Source organism: Phaeodactylibacter xiamenensis, from assembly GCF_965229835.1.
In the GTDB taxonomy this organism is placed as follows: domain Bacteria; phylum Bacteroidota; class Bacteroidia; order Chitinophagales; family Saprospiraceae; genus Phaeodactylibacter; species Phaeodactylibacter xiamenensis.
This window is the reverse complement of record NZ_OZ245931.1, coordinates 4645803-4667793: the sequence shown is the minus strand read 5'-3', so window position 1 is coordinate 4667793 and position 21991 is coordinate 4645803. Positions and strand designations below refer to the sequence as shown.

General features: G+C 51.0%; 18 protein-coding genes. 8 read left to right on the top strand and 10 right to left on the bottom strand.

Going from position 1 to position 21991, the window contains the following annotated elements:
- Positions 1-22: 22 nt before the first annotated feature.
- Positions 23-880 (bottom strand): tetratricopeptide repeat protein, encoded by an 858-nt coding sequence (locus ACO08I_RS17895; RefSeq protein ID WP_421946664.1) that lies wholly within the window; start codon positions 878-880, stop codon positions 23-25.
- Between the two features lie 239 nt (positions 881-1119).
- Here ACO08I_RS17895 and ACO08I_RS17890 point away from each other — a divergent pair, with 239 nt between their 5' ends.
- From ACO08I_RS17890 to ACO08I_RS17880, 3 genes are all read left to right on the top strand, one after another.
- On the top strand, positions 1120-1341 hold the full coding sequence (locus tag ACO08I_RS17890) for a heavy-metal-associated domain-containing protein (protein ID WP_044219074.1): 222 nt from the start codon (positions 1120-1122) through the stop codon (positions 1339-1341).
- Between the two features lie 96 nt (positions 1342-1437).
- The gene (locus ACO08I_RS17885; protein WP_282776423.1) at positions 1438-1980 is read left to right on the top strand and encodes a DedA family protein; all 543 of its coding nucleotides are present in this window, start codon (positions 1438-1440) and stop codon (positions 1978-1980) included.
- A 191-nt stretch (positions 1981-2171) separates the two neighbouring features.
- Entirely contained in the window at positions 2172-5435 is a 3264-nt protein-coding gene (locus ACO08I_RS17880) for an ATP-binding protein (protein ID WP_421946663.1), read from the top strand.
- On the opposite strand, the gene ACO08I_RS17875 is transcribed toward ACO08I_RS17880, so the two are convergent.
- Both ACO08I_RS17875 and ACO08I_RS17870 read right to left on the bottom strand, forming a co-directional pair.
- Positions 5432-6106, bottom strand: coding sequence for a response regulator (locus ACO08I_RS17875; RefSeq protein WP_421946662.1), 675 nt, complete (start codon positions 6104-6106; stop codon positions 5432-5434). The genes ACO08I_RS17880 and ACO08I_RS17875 overlap by 4 nt on opposite strands.
- Before the next feature lie 204 nt (positions 6107-6310).
- A complete protein-coding gene (locus tag ACO08I_RS17870) occupies positions 6311-7207 on the bottom strand; it encodes a hypothetical protein (protein ID WP_282776418.1) in 897 nt (298 codons plus the stop codon).
- Between the two features lie 594 nt (positions 7208-7801).
- Here ACO08I_RS17870 and ACO08I_RS17865 point away from each other — a divergent pair.
- From ACO08I_RS17865 to ACO08I_RS17850, 4 genes are all read left to right on the top strand, one after another.
- Positions 7802-8578: an N-acyl amino acid synthase FeeM domain-containing protein gene (locus ACO08I_RS17865; protein WP_421946661.1), complete on the top strand. Its 777-nt coding sequence runs from the start codon at positions 7802-7804 to the stop codon at positions 8576-8578.
- Positions 8579-8598: 20 nt separating this feature from the next.
- The gene (locus ACO08I_RS17860; protein ID WP_282776414.1) at positions 8599-9234 is read left to right on the top strand and encodes a methyltransferase family protein; all 636 of its coding nucleotides are present in this window, start codon (positions 8599-8601) and stop codon (positions 9232-9234) included.
- A 109-nt stretch (positions 9235-9343) separates the two neighbouring features.
- Positions 9344-12268 carry an FAD-binding and (Fe-S)-binding domain-containing protein gene (locus ACO08I_RS17855; protein WP_421946660.1) on the top strand — a complete coding sequence of 975 codons (2925 nt, stop codon included), beginning with the start codon at positions 9344-9346 and terminating at the stop codon, positions 12266-12268.
- A gap of 68 nt (positions 12269-12336) precedes the next feature.
- Positions 12337-12975 (top strand): DUF4349 domain-containing protein, encoded by a 639-nt coding sequence (locus ACO08I_RS17850; protein ID WP_421946659.1) that lies wholly within the window; start codon positions 12337-12339, stop codon positions 12973-12975.
- On the opposite strand, the gene ACO08I_RS17845 is transcribed toward ACO08I_RS17850, so the two are convergent.
- The 5 genes from ACO08I_RS17845 to ACO08I_RS17825 all read right to left on the bottom strand — a co-directional run bounded on the left by ACO08I_RS17845 (position 12884) and on the right by ACO08I_RS17825 (position 18787).
- Entirely contained in the window at positions 12884-13213 is a 330-nt protein-coding gene (locus ACO08I_RS17845; RefSeq protein WP_421946658.1) for an AAA family ATPase, read from the bottom strand. The two genes, ACO08I_RS17850 and ACO08I_RS17845, sit on opposite strands and share 92 nt — an antisense overlap.
- 81 nt (positions 13214-13294) lie before the next feature.
- Positions 13295-14170 (bottom strand): cation diffusion facilitator family transporter, encoded by an 876-nt coding sequence (locus ACO08I_RS17840; protein WP_421946657.1) that lies wholly within the window; start codon positions 14168-14170, stop codon positions 13295-13297.
- A 102-nt stretch (positions 14171-14272) separates the two neighbouring features.
- Positions 14273-14893, bottom strand: a complete 621-nt coding sequence (locus tag ACO08I_RS17835) for a Uma2 family endonuclease (protein WP_421946656.1) — start codon at positions 14891-14893, stop codon at positions 14273-14275.
- 95 nt (positions 14894-14988) lie between these two features.
- Positions 14989-17376 carry a TonB-dependent receptor domain-containing protein gene (locus ACO08I_RS17830; protein ID WP_421946655.1) on the bottom strand — a complete coding sequence of 796 codons (2388 nt, stop codon included), beginning with the start codon at positions 17374-17376 and terminating at the stop codon, positions 14989-14991.
- Positions 17377-17590: 214 nt separating this feature from the next.
- Positions 17591-18787 (bottom strand): Pycsar system effector family protein, encoded by a 1197-nt coding sequence (locus ACO08I_RS17825; protein ID WP_044219048.1) that lies wholly within the window; start codon positions 18785-18787, stop codon positions 17591-17593.
- A gap of 271 nt (positions 18788-19058) precedes the next feature.
- On the opposite strand from ACO08I_RS17825, the gene ACO08I_RS17820 reads away from it, so the two are divergent.
- Positions 19059-20615 carry a hypothetical protein gene (locus ACO08I_RS17820; RefSeq protein ID WP_044219045.1) on the top strand — a complete coding sequence of 519 codons (1557 nt, stop codon included), beginning with the start codon at positions 19059-19061 and terminating at the stop codon, positions 20613-20615.
- A gap of 68 nt (positions 20616-20683) precedes the next feature.
- Here ACO08I_RS17820 and ACO08I_RS17815 read toward each other — a convergent pair whose 3' ends face one another.
- On the bottom strand, positions 20684-20809 hold the full coding sequence (locus tag ACO08I_RS17815; protein ID WP_394333425.1) for a HepT-like ribonuclease domain-containing protein: 126 nt from the start codon (positions 20807-20809) through the stop codon (positions 20684-20686).
- 62 nt (positions 20810-20871) lie between these two features.
- Positions 20872-21939 (bottom strand): potassium channel family protein, encoded by a 1068-nt coding sequence (locus ACO08I_RS17810; RefSeq protein WP_044219043.1) that lies wholly within the window; start codon positions 21937-21939, stop codon positions 20872-20874.
- Positions 21940-21991 lie beyond the last annotated feature (52 nt).

The following is a 21991-nucleotide window of genomic DNA, read 5'->3' as shown; positions in this document are numbered from 1 at the left end:
TTAATAATTAATTGGAAATAGGTTAAAGGATTTGATGTGCTCTGAAGCCTGTGAAGCTTTTGAGCGAAATGACTTCCCAGTTTTTCAGCACGCTGAGTGCCTCCGCTTCCTGCCGGGCAGCAATAGCGACTAATAATTCCGGGGCCGTATCCCAGTTAAAAGCGTAGTACTCCGGCTTGCCCCCTGAATCCCGAACGGTAGCGGCCTGAGCTGCGTTGCCCCAAACTTCAAAGCCAAGGTTCTGCTCCAGGCACAGTTGCTGAAGTAGCTTGATATCGTCCTCCCCAGCACTAAGCAAAGTACAGGAATAAGCTCCGTAATGCCCGCATTTCTTCAGCCCCAGCTCATCATATATAGGCAATCGGTACATGCCGCTGCTGTGGTAACCGCGTACTACATTATCGATCAGCACCAGGTCTCCGTAATGGCGCCCGGATGCAGGCTGAGGGATGGAGCGGATATATCCAAGGCAAGGGCTGACCCTTTGGGCCCACATCACCTCAAACTGATTTTGGAATTGAAGCCTCACAGAAACCGGCTTCAGGGAATATTGCTTCTGAGGGCTCCAGCCAAATTTATCCCAGACCCTGCGTGCCTGTTTTAATTTTCCGATGGCCGTTGCAGCCAGTCCAACGTCCCACCATGCCTGCCGGTTGGACACATCAAGAGTAACAGCTCTTTTGTTGTAGTACAACGTGGGCTTCCATTCTCTGCGGTACTTGTACAGTTGTCCCAGCCGTAAATAGGGCTGCTCCCACTGAGGGGCTTCCCGGGCCACCAACTTGTAAAGTTTGACTGCGTTGTAGGGATCAGACCCTGCCTCATACTGCTGTGCCTTTTCGAATAACGCTCTATGTTGTTCTGTTGGTTGATTGCTCATCCTTGCTCCTCTGTCCTTTCCGAATAAAATAGTTGTTAACAGCCCGGCAATGTGGTTATTTTTCCTCAACCTCTGCTGGTGCCATACATTTCAAAGATTAATATAAGGCATACCTTGTTTGATCACAAATTTATCTGATCCGAAGCTCGGCCTAAAAGGAGCTTGAATCCGTTGGTATACGCCTCAACTATCTTGGTTTCTCAGGCGTTCTCAAGCCAATACCAACCTGTAAATCAACCATGCCAACGAAGAAATTCAAAACCAATATTAACTGTGGCAACTGCGTGAAAGCCGTCACTGGTTTTTTAGGCGATGTCCCCGGTATAGACCACTGGGAAGTAGACACCAGCAACCCGGACAAAATCCTTTCGGTCAGCGGCTCAGATTTTGACGAAGCGGCGGTGGTTGAAGCCGTTGAAGATGCCGGTTTTGACATCCACCCGGCGGAGGTAACAAACTGATTATCATTTTTTAACGATGAGTTGATGTGTTTCCGGAACCAATCCTGCATCTTTGCCTGTTGAGAAGCTAATTTGTTCATTTTTAAAATCAACCTCATGGCAGAATGGATCTCGTCTCTCGGATATATTGGAGCTTTCCTGGGTGCAGTACTTGAGGGAGAAGTGGCTTTTCTGACTGCTATACAGGCCACCCGGCTGGGCTACCTCAATTTCTATTATGTATTACTGGCTGTATTCCTGGGCGCTCAAGCTGTAGACTGGTCGCTCTATCTGGCTGGCCGCAAGGGGGGGCAGACCGCTATTGACCGGCGCCCTAAGCTGCAGCCTCGCTTCAATCAGATGGCAACTGCGGTTGAACAGCGTTCTACACTGTTATTGCTGGTTTACCGGTTCATGTATGGCTTTCGGATTGTCCTGCCTACGCTTTTCGGTGTAGCTAAAGTTCCAGTTATCCGCTTTGCGCTTTTCAGCTTCATTAGTACACTGCTTTGGGTGCTAATTGTGGGCAACCTGGGGTTCTTTTTTTCAGAACCATTGCTTCATGGACTGGCAGCGCTCAAGTCTTACCTGCCGGCAATGCTGTTGCTCCTCACAGGAGGGGGCGCCTTCCTATTCTTTCGTTATCAAAGCAAACTGTGAACAGATTGCTTTAGAACGCCTATCTTTATCCTGTACAGGCCATGAAGAAACGGGCTAAGGTATAAAAATGAGGTTCCGTTTTTTGCTGTAAAGGCTGGGTGCCTTTCTATGGAAATGCCCAGATCGCGATGTATAGCTTAATTGATCTTCCGGGGAAGTTCCGGCCTGGCAAAAACCTCTAATATTCACTCATGCGGGAGTTGTTACCAGACACGTTCAGCAGGCAAACGGCGTACCGGGTCAAAATCTACCTGGCAGCAATACTTCTCCTGTTGGTAAAAACAGGTCTGGGGCAGGGCTTCGAAAGTGCGATGGGGCGCATTAGTTACCGCGATGGGATAGAAGGCCACAACCCTCACGCCAGTATGATCAGTTCTGACGGAAAGCTCTGGATTTATACCGAAAAGCAGCTCAACTGCTATGATGGTTACAGGGTTCGTGCCTTTTTAGATGAAGACCCTCCGGTTGTTGCCCGATTGAACAACCTTCTTTTCGAAGCTCCTGACGGGACCATATGGGCTGGCAGCTATATGCTTGAGAGGAAAGCACGTGTAGATTTGTGCGGCAATCTGACCATAAAGGTAGTCACCCCGGACGGCCGACAGCAAGATTTCCAGGATCATTACCAAAACAGCCTGCCATTTTCAAGCAACGACATCATCAATATCTGCAGCGATGGCCGCCCTGGTTCCTCCATCTACATCTGCACACAGAAAGGAAAAGTTTACCGGTACGATAAGTCTGGCTTCCACGAAGTGCCTATGCCGCTATCCGGACAACTGATCAATACGGTCTACCCCGATACCGATGGCTCCTTCTGGATAGGAAGCAGTGGCCGCCTGTCCAGGGTCAGCCCGGATGGCCAGGTAACAGCAACCTACCCTGTTCCGGTATCCCCTTTGCGGATCGTCAAGGCCGGGCCTCAGGTTTATGCCCTCATTTTTTGGCCGGAAATCGGCTACAGGGGGAAGTTGGTCAGGCAACTGCTGCTACTCCCCGGGCAGGGTATTCAGACCCACCTGACTGTTAACAAGGAGACGAAAGTTGACATCACAAATGCTATTTGTATTAAATGGCAGGAAGAAGAGGGCATCTGGCACATCGTTAGCACAGATGACTGGCGGGTATTCGACAAAACAGCGAGCCAGCCATTCTCATTCAAAAAGGCTTATCCGGAAGAAGCCAGAGGGTTTCTCGTCAACAACCTGCCCCAGGAGCTTTATTTTGACCAGGCAGGAGTCGCCTACGCTTCCATGTACTCCAAGATACTTGCCCTCAAGGTTTTCAAGCTGCCCTTCCGCAAACTGCTCACGGAAGAGGAGGAGTTATACAGTATGCGGGCTATTCTTTCCTACCGCGCAGATACTGTCCTGCTCAGTAGTTATTCCGGTCTGGCAGGCTACAACCCTATCACTGAAGAAATTTTCTGGATTCGGAAAGCCGAAGATGAGGTTTGGCTGGACGCCATCAAGCTGAGTGCAGACACCCTGCTGGCCAGCAACCACTCGTCCAGGATTAAACTTTGCAACCGTAGCGGAGACGCTTTCCAAATCATCCCCCAGGCTACTCCGGACCGGTCATTCTTAACGATCTACACTTTGTTTGAAAGCCCATCGGGCCAAATTTGGCTGGGCACCTCAGCCGGGCTTGCAGCCTACCAAAAAGGAAGCGATCATTACCGGTTTTGTACCGACATTAATACAACCGGTGCGCTTGAAAGATCTTCGGTACGGCACATTACTGAGCATAACAACCGCCTGTGGCTGGCTACCGACAAGGGGCTTTACAGCCTAAATACAGAAACCCGGACCGTAGAGCATCATTTTGAAGCCGATACGACCATTTCCATCAACTACCTCTACTGGGCCTCACCGGATACCTGCTGGATGGCGACAAATGGCAGCGGCCTGTGGCGCTGGACGCCTTCCAGCCAATTTATAAAAAAGTACAACCGCAACAGTACAGGCCTGCCAAATGATGTCCACCATGCGGTATACCCCGACCGCTCCGGCCGTCTTTGGGTACCTTCCAATGATGGCCTGATCTGGCTCATGCCTTCTACTGGTGAGTTTGGCTCTTTCACCCGCCAAAGTGGATTGCCAGACAATGAATTCAACTACAATTCACACCTCCAGCTTGATGACGGGCGCCTCGTCTTGGGAGGGGTGGCAGGTGTTGTGGTATTCCACCCGGACAGTATTTTGGTAGACCAGAAGCGGGATGCTTCGCTCAATGTCGTCTATTTTGGCGTGCCGGATAAGGAGACTGGCTTGCTGACAGACCGGACGGCAGAGTGGGCCCAGACTCAACAAATTGAGCTTTCCACCCTAACCAATATGGCCTGCCATCTAAAAGTGCATGTGGCTTCCTACCTCCCGCTTGAGGACCATCAGTATGATTACCGCATCGATGGGCAGCATGACAACTGGATTCCCATGAGCAGTAACGAGCTGGTCATTAGCGGCCTGCCATACGGCGAATATCAGCTGCGCATACGAGGCCGGACCAACACCTATGCCCATAACTCTGAAGAGCTGCGCATTCCGCTGTTTGTACAGAAACCCTATTACGAAAAATGGTATTTCTGGCTCCTGATTGCGCTCGGTACCACAGGGATTGGCTTCCTTGTATTCAGATTTAGGTTAAGGCAGCTGAGGCACTCAGAAAAACGGTTGCGCCAGGAAGTCGAACGCCGGACCCAAACCATCAATCAGGACCGGCAGACCATTCTGAGGCAAAACACAGAGCTCGAGCAATTGAATAAAGGGAAGGACAAAGTAATGTCCATCATCGGACATGAAATCAAAGGCAACCTGTTTTTTATTGGCAGCGCAACCCGGCAAATTTTGCAGACCATTAGGGCTGAAGACTACGATAGTGCAGAGGCGCTCAGCCGAAATATACACCATGCTGCACTCCGCATGGAAGGTGCTATCGAGAATCTCACGCGCTGGGCTACTCTACAAAGTGGCAAGATGGTCATCCAGAGAGATAAAGTCCGCCTGAGGCCACTCCTCGAACGCTTAATCCGGGAACAACAACCTGTAGCAGAGCGCAAAGGCATTGAGCTTTCACTGGATATTTCCGGCGACCCCACCGCTCTGGCCGATTTCAATGCCATGAATATTTGCCTGCAAAACCTCCTCCGCAATGCTCTTAAATTTACAGATCAGAGCGGCAGCATCCGGGTAAGTTGCTTCACGCGGGACCAACGTGCCTGCCTCGAAGTAAAAGACTCTGGTATAGGCATGGAACAGGAAATCATAAACCGGGTATTTTCAAGTACGCTGCAGGAAAGCCGGGTGGGCACATCCGGGGAAGTGGGCACTGGCCTGGGGCTGAATATCACCAAAGAGCTGATTGGGCTGCAATCGGGCGAGCTCGCCTTTGAAAGCAAAACCGGGCAGGGGACTACAGTCATTGTCACCCTTCCGTTGTATGAAGAGGAAAGCTAAGAATTGACTACTTTCTCGATGAGTTCCCGCCGGCTGCTTACCCCGATCTTTTGATAGAGGCCTTTAACGTAGTGACGGACGGTATTTATGGAAATATGGTTATCGTCAGCGATTTCCTGATAGCTTTTCTCTTGCAGCAACCCGTCCAAGACTTCGATTTCCCGCTTGACCAGGATGATGTTCAGGCTTTTGGACAATTCGCCAATATTAACCTGATGGTGTGGAAGTTTACGGTTTTGAAAGGCTTTAAGCAGATTGGCAGAAATGCTCGGCTCCAGAAAGGCTCCCCCCGCATAGGTAAGTTTTACCACCTCCGCTAAGTCTGGCTGAGGGTCAGTACGCTTCACAAAATAACCATCCGCTCCGGCTTCCACAGCTTTAGCCAACAGCTTAGGGTTGTCATGCCCCGTAACCATGATAACTTTAGCATCTTTCGTCAGCCGTTTGATTTTCGGCAAGTGAACAATGCTCTTCTCGCCACGAAGATCGAGGTCCAGAAGAATAATGTCCAGCTCAAGTTGTTCTTCAAACAACTGATCAAAAAAGCCTTCCACCGATGTAGACAGCAACGTACACCGGATGCCGTGAGCAGACAATTCCAACAGCATTTTCATTTGCTGTAGCAGCAACTCCTGATCATCAATAATAGCCGTTCGGATTACCTGACTCAATAATAACAGTGTTTTATCTGCTTAAAGTAGCTACTGATAAACGAAGAAAATGTAAAAAAGGATTAAAACAGCCTCTTTGCCTGGGCAAGCTTACATTTTTTCTACATGATAAGCATCCTGCTTTATCCCCTGAATTTACTTAATTTCCTTTTTCTATCGGAGAAAATATGCACAGTTTCAGGAAGCAGGCACGCCTGCTTCCTTTTAAAACCAGATGAACCTGCGCTTATTGAGTTGGATTTTGAAAAAGGGATTCGTCTTTGCTCCGAAGTCAATTGCCATCTGATTATTACCGCTGACGTTAAAGTCCAAAATGACTGGCCGACCGGCGTGTTGCCGCACCAGACCATTAAACAAATGCGGCAGCGCGCCCACTGCTTCACCTTCGGGAGACACCACCGGCATGAAGCTTATGACTTTACCATGGCTGTATAGAAAAAAATTAACAGCCAGTGGATTCGCGTCCGTGTCGAGTACAGAAGAGGCAAACCCCCACCCCCGGTGCAAAGCGTTGTACATAACCCGCTGCATACCGTGAAATACCTCTTCCGATTGTTGACGGCGGGGGCGGTACTTTTTATAAAAACCGGCAATCTGTTCAGGTTTCATACTTGAGGTCAGCACCAGCCCTGCGTCTTCTGCCAGCTGCAACTTTTCCATGAGCGGCCGGCTGTAGCCATCGGTGATTTCTTCATAAGCCCGGTTCAGGAATAACTGGTAATTGGTCTGCTTTTCTACTTTGAACCTACTCCCATCAGGTATAGGGTTTTGCTCATTGAGATAAATAGAGATTTGCTGATACTGTTCAGGAATAGCTGCCAGAAAACGCTCAACCCGGGGTTTTGACAAAACATGGATAGAATAGATACCAAGTTCCCGTATCAGCGCGGGCTGATGCAATTCCTTTCCGGAAATACGCCCGAGCCGCCAAACCAAAGGAAAGACCGATTCATAATCACCCTCCACCAGAGCGTCCCAGTCTTTAGCAATATGATCCAGGTACCACATATACCCGAAAATATTGCCGTTGGTCGCATAATGAACGCAGCTGTTCCACTTCACTTTGTCGATTTCCTCCCTAGGTACAAATTTGATCTCCATGCTTGTTTTTGATCCGTAATAAACCGGAGTGATGTCACACCCAGTATTTTAATTTTGTAAATAACCCGAATAAATCATTCGATGTTTTTGACTTTTGTTGCAAATGAAGCTACTTTTACTCCTTAAACAAACAAAAATCATTTTCAGGCAAATTTATGCCTGTCAACTTTTGTTACTTTTTTGCTTTTCAAAGAGCTTGTCTATCTAAGCCCCACACTAACTAACTATCTTCCCAAACGAATAGAACGCGCAATTACAGCCCAACAACTTATGGTTTGTGAAATTATGCCGTAGCCAGTTTTCCAACTCGCAAGGCAACACCTGTCGTAAACGAAGGTGACGCCTGTACAAAAAACCAGGGGCAAAGGGGCTCCTTTCTAATGCCAGTATTTTGCTTTTGTATGCAAATTACGGGGCGAAGCGAAGTGGAAACAGCAAGTCATTAAGCACACCATACAATTGACGCAAAGCGGGATTTCTGATTGCAGGCAATAAAACACAAAACATATTCGGGTAGCCTTTAGCCTACCCTTCACATGGTTAAGAGTTCTACAGCTTACTTACTCTTTCTTGAATTTTAAAAAATTCTTAGCCATGAGTATTACCCCCCAACGACTGGCCTTCCGGCCTGCACGTAACGTTAAAGAATTGGAATCCTTATTCCGGTTGCGTTACCAGGGCTATCTGGAAAGTCAGTGCGCCAGCCTCGTCACCGATAATCAACACGGTTTCGAGCTAGATGTTTATGATCATTACGCTCATCATATCGGGCTCTTTCAGGAAGGGCATTTCAATGCTCAACCTATTGGCTACCTCAGGCTGGTGCAGGAACATGCAGGTCCATTTTCAGACCGCATAGAAGCCATAGCCAGCCATTACGATATAGCGTGCCCGCTTCCTGAAGAAGGCCCTGGCCTTCCATTGCTCAGCAACTGTCCGGAAAAATCCACCATTAGTGAACACATGAACCTGCTACGGCCGGAGCGCAACGGCATAGTAGAGGCCAGTCGTTTTGTTTTCGCCCCCGAGGCTCGTTCGGGCGGCTATACAAAGTTCTTTATCGAAGCCGCCATTGCCCGTATGCTGTACCATCACCGCTACAGCGGCATCATGCTGGCCTGCCACCCCCGCCATGCCGCCCTCTACCGAAGGTATGGCTTCAGACAAATTGTGGATGGCAGCCAGAATGACTACAATGGCTTAGCCGCCAGCATCCTCAGCATGCAAATTTCTGACATCAGGCCTGCGCTCCAATCAAAAATTCAGGATATGGGACTGGCTCAGCAGCGGCACGACGGCCTGCTGTTGCACCCTGAAACCAAAGCCTGGTATGCGTCTGTACCTGCCTCTAAAGAACGTCTTGTTGCCTAAACCTTCTAAAATTTTCAATCATGGGAAAGATCAAAAACACCGTCCTTTTTTTACTCTTAGCTTACTTCCTCCCGCTGGCATTACGCCCGTCATTGCTGCTGGACTACAGAATATTATTTCTGATGCTTGCCGCCGTCACCGTATTCCTTACCCAACCTGGCTTTGAGGCGAAGGAAGCCGAACGCGACCGTTCCGCCGATAATAACAGCGTACTGTTTATCCTGGCCCTCTCTGTCTTAGCTATCGCTATTCCAGTTGCGGAATGGGGGTATTTCCACCCGGACCGCGCGCACTTGCACTGGACAATTACCGGAGGCCTCATCGTTATAGCAGGTACCGGGCTGCGCATTTGGGCCATACAAACACTGGGGCGCTTTTTCACTGCCACCGTACAGATTCAGGAAACGCACCAACTAATTCAGCATGGGCCCTTCCGTTACATCCGCCACCCGAGCTACACGGGAGCATTATTGACTGCTGTAGGCGGCGCTGTTGTACTGGAGTCCTGGTTTGGGCTGCTGATCGCCACCGCCTGTATGCTGTATGCCTACTATGTTCGGATTACTGCCGAAGAAACAGCGCTGGTCAGTAAGTTCGGACAGCGCTACCTGGACTACCAGAAGCAATCAAGCCGGTTAATACCCGGTATTTGGTAACCGGGCTGGTTGGGCTTCGGAAAAAGTTGCTAATTTCAACCCGAATCTGACATTACAGCATTATCCATTTGGATTATAATACTGTTGTCTACACAAATTGGCACCGACTATGAATGCGCAACTGCAGCAACTGCAAGCCCAACTTGACGGCGAATTGTATTATGATAAGATGATGCGGCACCTCTACGCCACGGATGCCTCAGTGTACAGGGAGCTCCCGATGGCCGTTGCCCTGCCGATGCACGCTGAAGATATCCGCAAACTCGTCGCTTTTGCCAACGAGAACGGCACATCCCTCATCCCCAGAGCAGCTGGCACCTCTCTGGCCGGACAGTGCGTAGGCAATGGCATCGTAGTGGATGTATCTAAGTACATGAACCGCATTCTGGAAATCAACGCGGAGGAAGGATGGGTGCGCGTGGAGCCGGGCGTCATCCGCGACGAGCTCAACCACGTACTGAAGGAATACGGCTTCTTCTTCGGCCCCAATACCTCTACGGCTAACCGGGCGATGATCGGGGGTATGGTGGGCAATAACAGCTGTGGTACCACCTCTATCGTCTATGGCTCTACCCGCGATCATGTGCAGGAACTCGAAGTGGTGCTGAGTGATGGCAGCACGGCTGTATTTCATGGGCTGGACGAGGCAGGCTTTCGCCAAAAACTTGAGGCAGAAGGCCTGAAAGGCGACATCTACCGCCATCTGAATCAGACCCTTTCTGTCCCTGAACGGCAGGCCGCCATCCGGGAAGCTTTCCCCAAGGCGAGCATTGAGCGCCGCAATACCGGATACGCCATAGACCTGCTCATCGAACAACAGCCCTTTGACAAAGCGGGACGGCCCTTCAACTTTTGTGAGTTGCTGTGCGGCTCCGAAGGCACTCTGGCTTTCACCACCGCCATCAAGATACATGTAGACCCGCTGCCAAAGCCAAAGGAAATCGTGGTTTGCGCCCACTTCAACAGCATACCGGAATCACTGGAAGCCGTCCTTGTAGCGATGTCATTCCAACCTTCCGCCTGCGAGCTCATGGACAAGATCATCCTTGATCTGACCAAGCAAAACATCGAGCAAAAGAAAAACCGCTTCTTCGTAGAAGGCGACCCCGAGGGCATACTCATGGTGGAATTCCGTGGCGATACCTTCGAGGAAGCTCGTGATCAGGGCAAGGCAATGATTGCAGCGCTGGAGGATGCCGGGCTGGGTTATGCCTATCCCATTGTGGAAGCTCCCAAAACCAAACAGGCCTGGGATTTGCGCAAAGCAGGGCTTGGGCTTTTGGCCAACATCCCCGGAGACGCCAAGCCTGTGGCCTGCATTGAGGATACTGCGGTAGATATCAAGGATCTGCCTGCCTACATCAAAGAGTTCGACCAACTCATGGCCAACTTCGGGCAGCAAGCGGTGTACTACGCTCATGCTGGTGCGGGCGAGCTCCACCTCCGCCCCATTCTCGATCTAAAAACGGCAGAAGGGCAGCGCCTCTTCTACGAGATCACTAAAGCGGTAGCCGAGCTGGTCAAAAAATACAATGGCTCCCTGAGCGGTGAACATGGCGATGGCCGGGTCCGCGCAGAGTTTATCCCCCTCATGATCGGCGAGTACAACTATGAGTACCTGCGTCAGATCAAACAGGCCTGGGACCCCAAGGGCATTTTCAACCCCGGCAAAATCGTAGATGCTCCGCCGATGAAAAGCAGTCTGCGCTATGAAGCAGAGCAGCCTACGCCCGTTCATGATACCGTATACGACTTTTCAGAAGCGGGTGGCATCCTCCGGGCGGCAGAGCGCTGTAATGGTTCCGGCGATTGCCGTAAGCTAAACTTCTCCGGCGGCACCATGTGCCCCAGCTACCGGGCTACCCGCGACGAGAAGGACACCACCCGGGGCAGGGCTAATATCCTGCGGGAGTTCCTTACCATGAACGTCCATGAGAACCCCTTCGACCACCCGGAAATCTATCAGGCCATGGACCTCTGCCTGGCTTGCAAAGGCTGTACAGCAGAGTGCCCTTCCAATGTGGATATGACGACCCTGAAGTCGGAGTTTTTATACCAGTATCAAAAAGCGAATGGGGTGCCCCTGCGATCCCGCGCCTTTGCCAATATTGGGCGCATCAACAGCCTGGCTATCCGTATACCGGCACTGAGTAATTTTGCGCTGACCAATCCGGTGCTCAGCGGACTGGCGAAAAGCGTCCTCGGCGTAGCACCAGGCCGGAGCCTGCCCACCGTTCACAACATCTCCCTGCGCCGGTGGGCCCGCAAACACGAGGACAAACTAAAGCCACAGGGGCAACCGCTCGGTGCCGTCTACCTGTTCATTGACGAATTCACCAACTATAACGATACGTCCATTGGGATCAAAGCCGTGGAGCTGCTCAGCCGGCTGGGCTACGAAATCCGCTGCTTGAACCATGGGGAAAGCGGCCGGGCGCACATGTCTAAAGGGCTGCTGGAAGAGGCACGTAAATTTGCCATAGAAAATGTTAATATCTTTAAAGACCTTGTCAACAGCAAAACACCTTTAGTTGGCATTGAACCTTCAGCCATTCTCAGCTTCCGGGATGAATACCCAAAACTGGTCAGCAAGGATTTGCAGGAGGAGGCTAAAGCTCTGGGCGAAAATGCGCTGATGGTGGAAGAATTCCTAATGCGGGAAGTGGAAGCGGGCCGTTTAAACGATAACGCTTTCACTACAGAATCCCGGCAGGTAATGCTCCACGGGCATTGCCACCAGAAAGCACTGGCGGGTATCGAACCCTCAGCATTCATTCTCAACCTGCCCCGCAACTATACGGTGGAGACCATCCCTTCCGGTTGCTGTGGCATGGCCGGTTCCTTTGGGTACGAAAAGGAACACTACGAGCTGAGCATGACGGTTGGGGAACAGGTGCTCTTCCCGGCAGTGCGGGAGGCTTCCAGGGAGCATATCATCGCTGCCCCGGGCACAAGCTGCCGCCATCAAATCAAAGACGGGACCAAGCGGGAAGCTCTGCACCCGGTGGAGGTGCTCTGGGGGGCGTTGAAGTAGGAATATAGTACACCTTGTACGCCATTGCTATGAATTTGCGTTACTAAAGCAGATCAAACCACTGCTTTATGCCCTATTTGCGCCATGCCTTTATGCTTATTCTCGCCCTGAGCACCGCTTGTACGTCTCAGAAGGCGGCTTACCAGATGAGCGATACGATGAGCGTCCGCCCTCAGCAGGAAAACGACCGCAAAATCCTGTACGATGCCTACCTGACGCTGACCGTCGAAACCCCAGACAGCACCAGTTTATACATTCAGGCGATCGCCAAACGCTACGGAGGATATGTAAATGAAATCGGCACCGACCGGTCCATCATCCGGGTGGAAAGTCAATTGCTTGATGCCGCTATTGATGACATCAGTCAACTCGGCCGCCTCGACCGCAAAAGCGTACGCGGGCAGGATGTAACCGAAGCCTACCTTGATTACCAAATCCGGCTGGACAATGCCCAACAGGCACGTGGCCGTTACCTCGACCTCCTTGACCAGGCCGCCACCGTGGATGAAATCCTCAAAGTGGAAAAAGAACTGGAGCGCCTCAACGAAACCATCGACTTACTCAAGGGCAAGATGAACCGCATCGATCATTTGGATACCTACGCCACGATTACGATCAACCTTCGGGAGCGGCAAAAGCCCGGGATATTGGGGTACATCGGGATCGGTTTGTACCGGAGTGTGCGGTGGTTGTTTGTGCGTGGATAGTAAAAAAGGCGGCATTACTTTTCGACTCAATCTGAACTTCCTTGTGGCTGGATTGCATGAATATATGCCGGTGCTCTATCTTCTCAAAGTCGATATAGGCTTTGTTGTCATGAGCTACTTTTTCTAAAAGGTACTTTACAGCTGTGGTTTTGCCCACCCGACGCATGCCAGTGACCACCGTGATAAGTTTGTGGTCCAGATGGTCTTCCAATGATTTGTACAGCAACCTCTTACACATAAATTTTTACTTTATGCATAAATTTAATGCAAAAAGTCAAACTTTTCAACTCCCTCGGAAACACTTCTTCGGAAAACCATCCTAGTATTCTCCCAGCGCGCAATCCTCCGCACTCAGCTCCACTTCAATGGTGTAGTGTGCAAAGCCGTAAGGTTTCAAAGCCGCTTTCATCTGCTGCTTGATACGGAGCAGCGTGGCCAGCCCCTGGATTTCCTCCAGTTTGACGTGGGTGGTAAATACGTGCCGCTCCCCGTCGAGCGACCAGATATGGGTATGATGCAGGGAAGCGACATTAGGGATGGACAACAATTTATCCTGAAGCGACTGCAGGTTGACGTCTTTGGGCGCGCCTTGCAAAAACAACATCAAGGTCTCACGCAGGCGGCGGATGACATTCCAAAGAATATAGGCGGTGATGAACAATGATAATGCCGGGTCCAGATAGGGCGTTTGGTAAAATTGCAGGATAATGGCGACGACCAAAACGGCGACCCAGCCCAGTACATCTTCCAGCAAATGCCAGGACACCACGCGCTCATTCATTGATTTACCGCTACTGAGTTTCCAGGCAGCATAACCATTCACCGCCACGCCGATCAGGGCAAAGACGAGCATCCCTGTAGCATCGGACAGTTCGGGCTCAAACAAGCGCTGCACCGCTTCCCGGATGACAAATACGGACCCCGCAATGAGGACCAGGGAGTTGATGAGCGCGCCAAGCAATGAAAACCGGGCATACCCGAAAGAAAAAGTACTGTTCGCGCCCTGCTTCGACTTACGGTCAAGGTACCACGAAAGCCCCAGCGACAGGCTGTCTCCCAAGTCGTGGATAGCATCGGAGATAATAGCTACGCTGTTGACGTACAAACCGCCGAAGAATTCCAGAACGGTAAAGCCCAAGTTGAGGAAGAAGGCGAGTTGGAGGTTGCTGCCGGAATGGTGGTGTTGGTGTGACATCAGTGTGCTGTTTTTTTATAACCGTTACCTGGTGTAGTGATCAGTTGAGCTCTGCTGATTGCGACAGGCCAGCACACTAGATGTTCGGTGTATGGCAGGTACTTACAGCTCCAGCGGTTCGTATAGCGCCTTCAAACTGAATGTCCCTTCTTCCAGCACCGGCACTGCTCCTTCCAGCCCTGTAAATTCCTCGATCAGCCAGGTGCCCTCCTGATCCTTCCGGCGGTAGCTGATCACCGATGGCGACTGGCTATCAATATAAAGCACCTGTTGAAGGGAGGGTATGGTTTTGTAACGCTGGAATTTTTGCCCGAGGTCAAAATCATAGGTACTTTCGGACAGTACCTCCACCAGCATTACCGGATTGGTGATGGCTTTCATTTCACCTCTTAGTGGTATGTGCTCTGAAGGCCCTTTCACAACGGTACAGTCGGCATTAAAATATATTTTTCCTGGTCCAGGTATTGAGAGCGGCAAATTGCTTCCAAAAATTCGATAGTTTTTGCGCTCCAACAATGGAAAGAGAGCGCTAATTATTAAAGGAATGAGCTCTTCATGTTTTAAGGTAGCATAGTCCAGGAAGGAATAAATTTGTCCTTTGTCATATTGCATTGGGTAAGGGTCCGCTTCGAGCAGATCAAGAAAGGTATCCCAATCTGCTTCCCAAACCATTGTAGCATCGTATGCAAGGCGTTCTTTCTGAGTACGTGGTAACTGAGCCATGAATCATTTTCCGTTGAGGCTTTTCAAAATAGAAAGATTTCGGTAAAGAGTCTAGCAATAGCTCAGTTCTGTAATTTAAACAGGCAACTGAATCGTTAAAACCGCTTCTGCCCAGAAAACTCCATCGCCTCTCCTTTGCCAAAGCCGTAGCTGAAGCCCAGAGTGATGAACCGCCCGCGCTGTCCGAAGCTATACAGGTAGAATGCAGGTTGCTGCACGACACTTTCCCGGATCCGTGTGGCGAAAACATCGCGTACGCTCAGGTTGATCACGCCCCTGCCCTTCATCAGTTTTTTGCGCAGCCCCAGATCCAGGAAGTAGTTTTCGGAAACCAGGCTTTGGACCGTTTGCACCCTTGATTCGTACTGACCCGTCACTTCAAAGTCAATCTGAGCAGGCAGTTTAAACTTAGTGGTCAGCTTGCCGGACCACTGATCGCCCGTAAAGTCGAAAGAGGTAGCTTCCAGCTCGCCCTGCCGGTTGAAGTAGTTGTAGTTGAAGTCACCGTTGAGTGTCAGCCAGGGCTTCGGGCTGTACTTGGCATTAAATTCCAGCCCGGTGGTTCGGTTGGTACCGATGTTCATGGGCATGGTGATGTTGACGTTGTTCTCAAAGACGGAGATCCGCTCGACTACCGCTTCGGTATACCGATAGTAAACGCTAAAGTTCATGGACAGTGGCCCCAAAAGATAGATGCTCGACACCTCATAGGAATCGGTGTACTCCGGCAGCAGATTAGGATTGCCGGTACGTACACTGAAGTTGTTGCGGATATTGAAGAAAGGATTGAGATCCCACAGCCTTGGCCGGAAAATCCGCCGGGAGTACCCCCCCTGAACGGACACCCGGTCACTGAGTTTGTAAGAGGTGTGCAGGGAAGGGAAAAGATTGGCAAAATTCTGATTATTGGATTCGCCAGTGGTGGCCAGCAGCGTTTTCAGATCGGTATGCTCCACACGCATGCCCAGCTTGATGCCCCACTGTTCGCCTTCGTAAGCCCCGGTGGTGTACACGCCCAGTACATCCTGACTGTACTCAAAGATATTGGTAAGGCTGGAATCCACCACAAAGTCGACACCCTCCAGGTTGCTCACCGCAAAATCGTTGCTTACATCATTGACCACGTACATAGCGCCCGTCTCCAGGGTCAGCTTATCGGAAAATGGCCTGGTGTAGTCCAGCTTGAAGGTGTACTCGGCTTCCTGAAAATTAGTCCGGGTGAGCTGATCGCCAAAGGCTTCCCCGTCAAGCAGGGAGGTATTGGTAAATTCGGAGGACTGATCTTTACCAAAAAAATTGCCCATAGCACTGAAAAGCAGCACATGGTCTTCGTTGTCTTCAAAGTCTTTTTTATACTGCAGCTCGTAGTTCCACTTGGGGTTGGTCGCTTCCGTCACTTCCTCCCGGTACCACTCATTGGCCAATAAGCCGTTTTCATCAAAGAACCGGAAATCAGTGCGGGAAGGCTGGTCTTCAATTTCATAGGCAAAATTACCGGAAAGGGTAATCACATTCAGGTCGTTGATGTAATAGTCTGTACCCAGGATGACATTATAAAACTGCTCATTGCGGTATTCCCGCCCTTCACTGCGCACCTCTGTTCCGCTCACAAGATCCCGGTTAATGACCTCCCGGTCTCTGGGCAGCTCCCGGTAGCCCACCCCCAATTGGCTAAACAGGTTGAACTTCTCTGTACGGCGGTTGAGGCTCAGCCCCACGCTGTGGTTGTGGGGGGTACCGGTGTTGACTGTTACGGAACCATTGAGGCCTTTGCGTTCATCTTTTTTGAGAATGATATTAATGATACCTGAGGTACCTTCCGCTTCATACTTAGCCGATGGGTTCGTGATCACCTCTATGCTTTCAATCATTTCGGCCGTAAGCGTACCCAGCGCATTGCCCTGCTCACTGGCGAGCACCGAAGGCTTGCCATTAATAAGAATCTGCACCCCGGCACTGCCCCGCAAACTAACCTCCCCCTCTATACTGACATTCACGGAGGGCACGTTATTCAGCACTTCCAGCGCACTCGCTCCCGTACTGCTGAGGTCTTTGCCGACATTAAACACACGCTTGTCGAGCTTGAATTCTGTTTGGGAACGCTCCGCACGCACCAGTACCTCATCCAGGGTTTGCCCTTCGGCAGAGAGGTAGATATTGCCCAGGTCGACCTGCCCGTTCTGTGCCGTAAGGTCTGCAAACTCCCGGGCAGCGTAGCCAATAAAGCTGACCTTCACGGTGAAATCCGTTGCCTCTGCCGACAGCAGAAAGGTACCATCAGCACCGGTAGTGGCCCCGCTCAGTGCGGCTTTGCTTTGTTGGTCCTGAAGCATCACGGTAGCGAACTCAATGGGCTGATTTGTAGCTTTCTCCAATACAGTACCCCTCACCTCAACCTTGCTTTGGGCACCGACTACTCCCCAGCAAAATAGGGTGCAGGAAATGAGTATCCCTATTCTTCTTCCTACCGCGAATTTATCCATCTGACTGACCTGTTTGTGAGCTAAATGACCGGAGCTGTTGCCTGTTATGCCGGTCCAGAACCGCAAAGATAAAGTTTAAACTTTAAACCATCTTGCCACTGACTCGGCTAATAGCTAACAAATCAGCTTATAACATTCGTGATCTCCATTCGGCTATTTACTGCGGGTACACCCAAAAATTGAGGCCGCATGGCTTTGAGAATGGCTAATAGGTTTAAACCAGCAACATCACCAGAAAGCTGACCACCGTAGCAATAAAGCCAACCATAAACACAGTATAGGAAATCGAGAGATAGCGGTACTTTTTGTCCAGAACTTTGCCCAGGAAGTAGAGATCGCGCACCATGTTCCCATAGAGTAATTCACCATCCTGGAATAGCTCATCCATGGCCGTTTCGTAATCCTCGAGGTCAAGCTGTACGAAGTTGCCAAAGAAGACCAGGTTTTGCTTAGCGGTCTGCGGGTCGGCCTGCTGAGGGTTGAGACGGGTCACTTTTGGGCGGGCAGAAAGCACCGCGAAAATCAGGGAGGACATGCCTGTGACCAGGAAGACCACTACAGGCAGCAGGATCTGAGGGGAGTTTTCCCCAATATTCCGGTAAGACAAAAAGGTGATCAGCACCGATACCAGAATGGCATTCACACTGATCATGATGTTGGCTTTGTTGTCGGCGATGGCGCTGAGGTTGATATGGTTGCGGTAGTTGGTGCGGAAAAAAGTCTGAGCGCCACGTACCGGGTCTTTCTTTTCGAGATTGGTGAAGCGCCCCTGCTGCACTTCTTCTTTTTCAATGCGCTTTTCCACCTCTGCGCGCTGTTCGTGTATGGCTTTCGCCAAAAGGGGCTGTAGATGGGCCTGTCCGTGGTGAGTATGCCACTTGACGCGGAGGAGATGCTCCAGTACTTCTCTCGACCAGGTTATCTTCGTGTGGTTCTGCCCGGATAGCATTTCCTGCTCAATGCGCAGTGCGATCAGGCGATCCTCGCCTTCGCTCAGATAAACCACGTAGGCGTAGGCATCACTCAGCAGCCTGCCCGTGGTAGTGGCCGGCATGGTCCCTGCCAGTACCTGCTGAATGGCCATCACCACGGATTGCTGTACCTCAGGTGCTGTGCCTGCTTTTTGAAAAAACTGCTGGGCGACCTTGGGGCTGTAATTCGCCGGGGCATTCGCATCAAACAACCAGCCCGTGGGCAGAAACCAGGCGGCCAGCACCGCAGATTCAATAACTGCCGGCGAAGCGCTTTCGGCCTGACCGATTTCCACGACTGCCTCAGAAAGGGCAGCCCCGAGGCTGTAGTTGTGGAGCAATAGCCGGGCATCCTGTTTTTGGCTGTACAGCCGCAGCACAAACTGCCGGGCCTGGCCAACGATGGAAGACAGTGCCGCCGGGGCTTCCTTTTCCTGCATGCCATGCGATTTTGTTACTGCTCGGAAGATACGTAAATTAGCCCCGCATTTGCAAATGATAGCCCACCCGCGCCCCTATTTAGCAAATTGATTGCCGGGAGACATTCTCATTTGTACCTGAACGACCGCAACACCTACGCCTTTGATTAACTTTGAGCGACCACTATCCCCGCTTGCTGAAAAGACACCCACAAAATAAATCAGCATCATTTCCTGTTCATAGACAGGCAGAGCAAAATTCTGCTTTGTTTCGTACCAACATATTGCTTGTATGACCCAAAAATCAACCTTTTTCACCCTGCTTGCCGTGGCCTTTTTCTTTACTGGCTGTCAGGACTTCGAAGACCTCTCCAGCATTGATGGTGCCCGCTACGATGCCGAATATGCATTCCCCATTGTCAACTCCCGGCTTTCTATCCGGGATGCGCTGGAGAGCACCGGCGACCTTGCCGCCCTTTACATCGACGAGGAGGGTGTCATCCATTTTGAATACCGGGGGGATATCATTGCCCAGAACAGCGATACCCTTTTTGCCCGAATCAATGAATCGCTGAACGGGCAACCCATTCCACTCTTCGCTCAACGAATTGGGCTGCCACTTAAAACGGCAGAAGGAGCAGAGTTCGACCGCCTGAAAATAAAACAAGGTCAACTAGTCTGGGCATTTCAAAATGCTCATCCGGAACCCGTCACCGTCACCCTAACCTTTCCGGACTTGTACAAGGACGGGGAGCCTTTGCAACTCACCGGCTCAGCAGCAGGCTACGATGGAGAAGGCACGCTTTCGCCTTATACCAACATTTTCAACCCCTTCAACCTGGCCGGCACCGAAATCATCACTGCTCAGGGCACCGACTCCATCTACGTGGAGTACGAGCTCATCCGGGAAGGCGGGCAGGAAGACACCATCGCCTTTGGGGGGATCAACCTTTCCGACCTGGCTTTTTCCTACATGGAGGGCTACTTTGGAACCGAAGTGCAAGCCGGTGGCCGGGATACCATTATCATCGACTTTTTTGATGACTGGGTGAAGGGCGATATCTACTTTGCCGACCCTACCGTTACTTTCCGGGTAGAAAACTCCTTTGGCATCCCCACCCGTTCCAGGGTCAATCTTTTTAATGTCTTCACCGTGCGGGGTGAGACCCTGCCACTGGAGGGTGAACTCATTGACAACGGCATCGATTTCGTTTACCCCGGGCTTGACGAAGTGGGCGAGACTTACGTGGAGCGTTACGTTTTCAACAAAGACAATTCCAATATTGACGAAATCCTGGGCGCAGGCCCACTGGCGATCGACTACGATGTGGACGCCATTACGCACCCCGACAGCAACCGGAACATCCGTGGGTTCCTGACCGATAGCAGCTCCTATCAGGTAGACGTGGAGGTGGACCTGCCGCTGTATGGCAGTGCCGTGGACTTCCTATCGCAGGACACCATTGACCTTTCTTTGGGAGAATTGGGGCAGGAAGTGTACAAAGCCGAGTTCAAGATGGTGACGCAAAACGAGCTCCCGCTCAATGTCTCCATTCAGGGTTACTTCCTGGATGAGCAGGGCGTGGTGCTGGATTCGCTTTTCACCGGCGAGCAGCTCATCATGGAGGGGGCCGCTGCTGACGACAACGGCATTTCCACCAATATTGCCGAAAAAGTCACCTTCATCGACTATCCGGAAGACCGGTTCGACCGTATCCGTCCGGCGGCTTCCATGCACATCGTGGCGACCTTCACCACTACCGGCGAAGGGGCAAAAAATGTGAAGCTGCTGGCTGATCAGGGCGTAGAGGTGAAGATTGGTGCCATATTTGGGCGGCGGAGTGAGTAGAGGTGGTTTCCTAACGTCAATGCTGAGCGTGTTGCCCGGGTATTACAATTCAAATAATTACCCGGGCATCATTCTTCTTCCAGCATTTGCTCTATCTCCAGCTTCATTTCAGGCAGCTTGTTTTCAATCGCATTCCATACAATCCTGGTATTCACCTTATAGTAGTCGTGCACTAAGATATGCCTGAAAGCGATGACTTTCCTCTTTAAAGAAATTATTGCCTTCCCGCAAGCTCCGCCTGACTGGGATGGGACGATCAGTGTGTTTCAGAGTAATGCTCCAAATAATCCCGCAAGCGCTTTAGTTGCCGGCTATTGCCCAACACAATAAAGCTAGCCCCTTTTTCCAGGATGGTATCCGGAGAAGGATTGACCTCATAGTGCCCGTCCGGTGCTTTGTAGCCAATGATATTGCTGCCGGTTTCCTGACGGATATGCAATTCCCGGAGCGACCGGCCCTGACATTCGGCAGGCAGGTCGGCGTAGGTCACTTCCTCAAAGCCGATATCGGATTGGTACTCATTGGTGATGTAGGAAAAGAACTCCACGGCACCAGGCTTGCTGAACAAAGTGGCCATATAGAAACCCCCTATCTGCTCTGGCATGACCACATGGTTCGCGCCCGCCATCAGCAGCTTTTTCTGGGACCGGAAGTCCTTGGACCGGCTGATGATGGTCAGGCGGGGATTGAGCTGCCGGGCAGTGAGTACGGCAAAAACGTTGTCGGAGTCATCAGGCAGGGAAGAAATCAGTGCACTCGCCCGGGAGATACCGGCCTTTACCAGCACTTCATCGTGAGTCGCATCGTCTTCGAGGTAGAGAATGCGGTCTTCGCTTTTTTGCAGTTCCTCGATCTTGTGCGGGTCATTCTCAATGACCACAAAATCCACATCGTGCTTGTGGAAATGCAAGGCGATCTCACGCCCGTACTTGCCATATCCGCAAAGGATTACATGGCCGGACAGCTTATCAATAGATGCGCTAATGAGGTTAAAGTGCATGTTTTTGAAAATTTCACCCTGGATTACATAGTAAGAAAACACCGCCAGGACATAGGCGAAAATACCAATATTTGTAATGATCAGCCCGGAGGTAAAAAAACGCCCGACCGGGCTGAGCGGCTGCACCTCCGTAAAGCCCACCGTAGAAATGGTGATGACCGTCATGTAGAACGCTTCGGAAAAGGAGTAGGACTCCAGCACCATAAAGCCAACCTGGCTAATGAGCAGCTCGGCCACGAGCAAAATTACCGCCACCCTCAGGCTCAAAAACGAGGAGGGCACCTGGTAGATATTAAACCGATGAATATTTAACCTTCTGAGCATATTGATAAAAATCAGCTTTCTCCCTTGCGGATTCTCAACCCGAAGCAGCCTG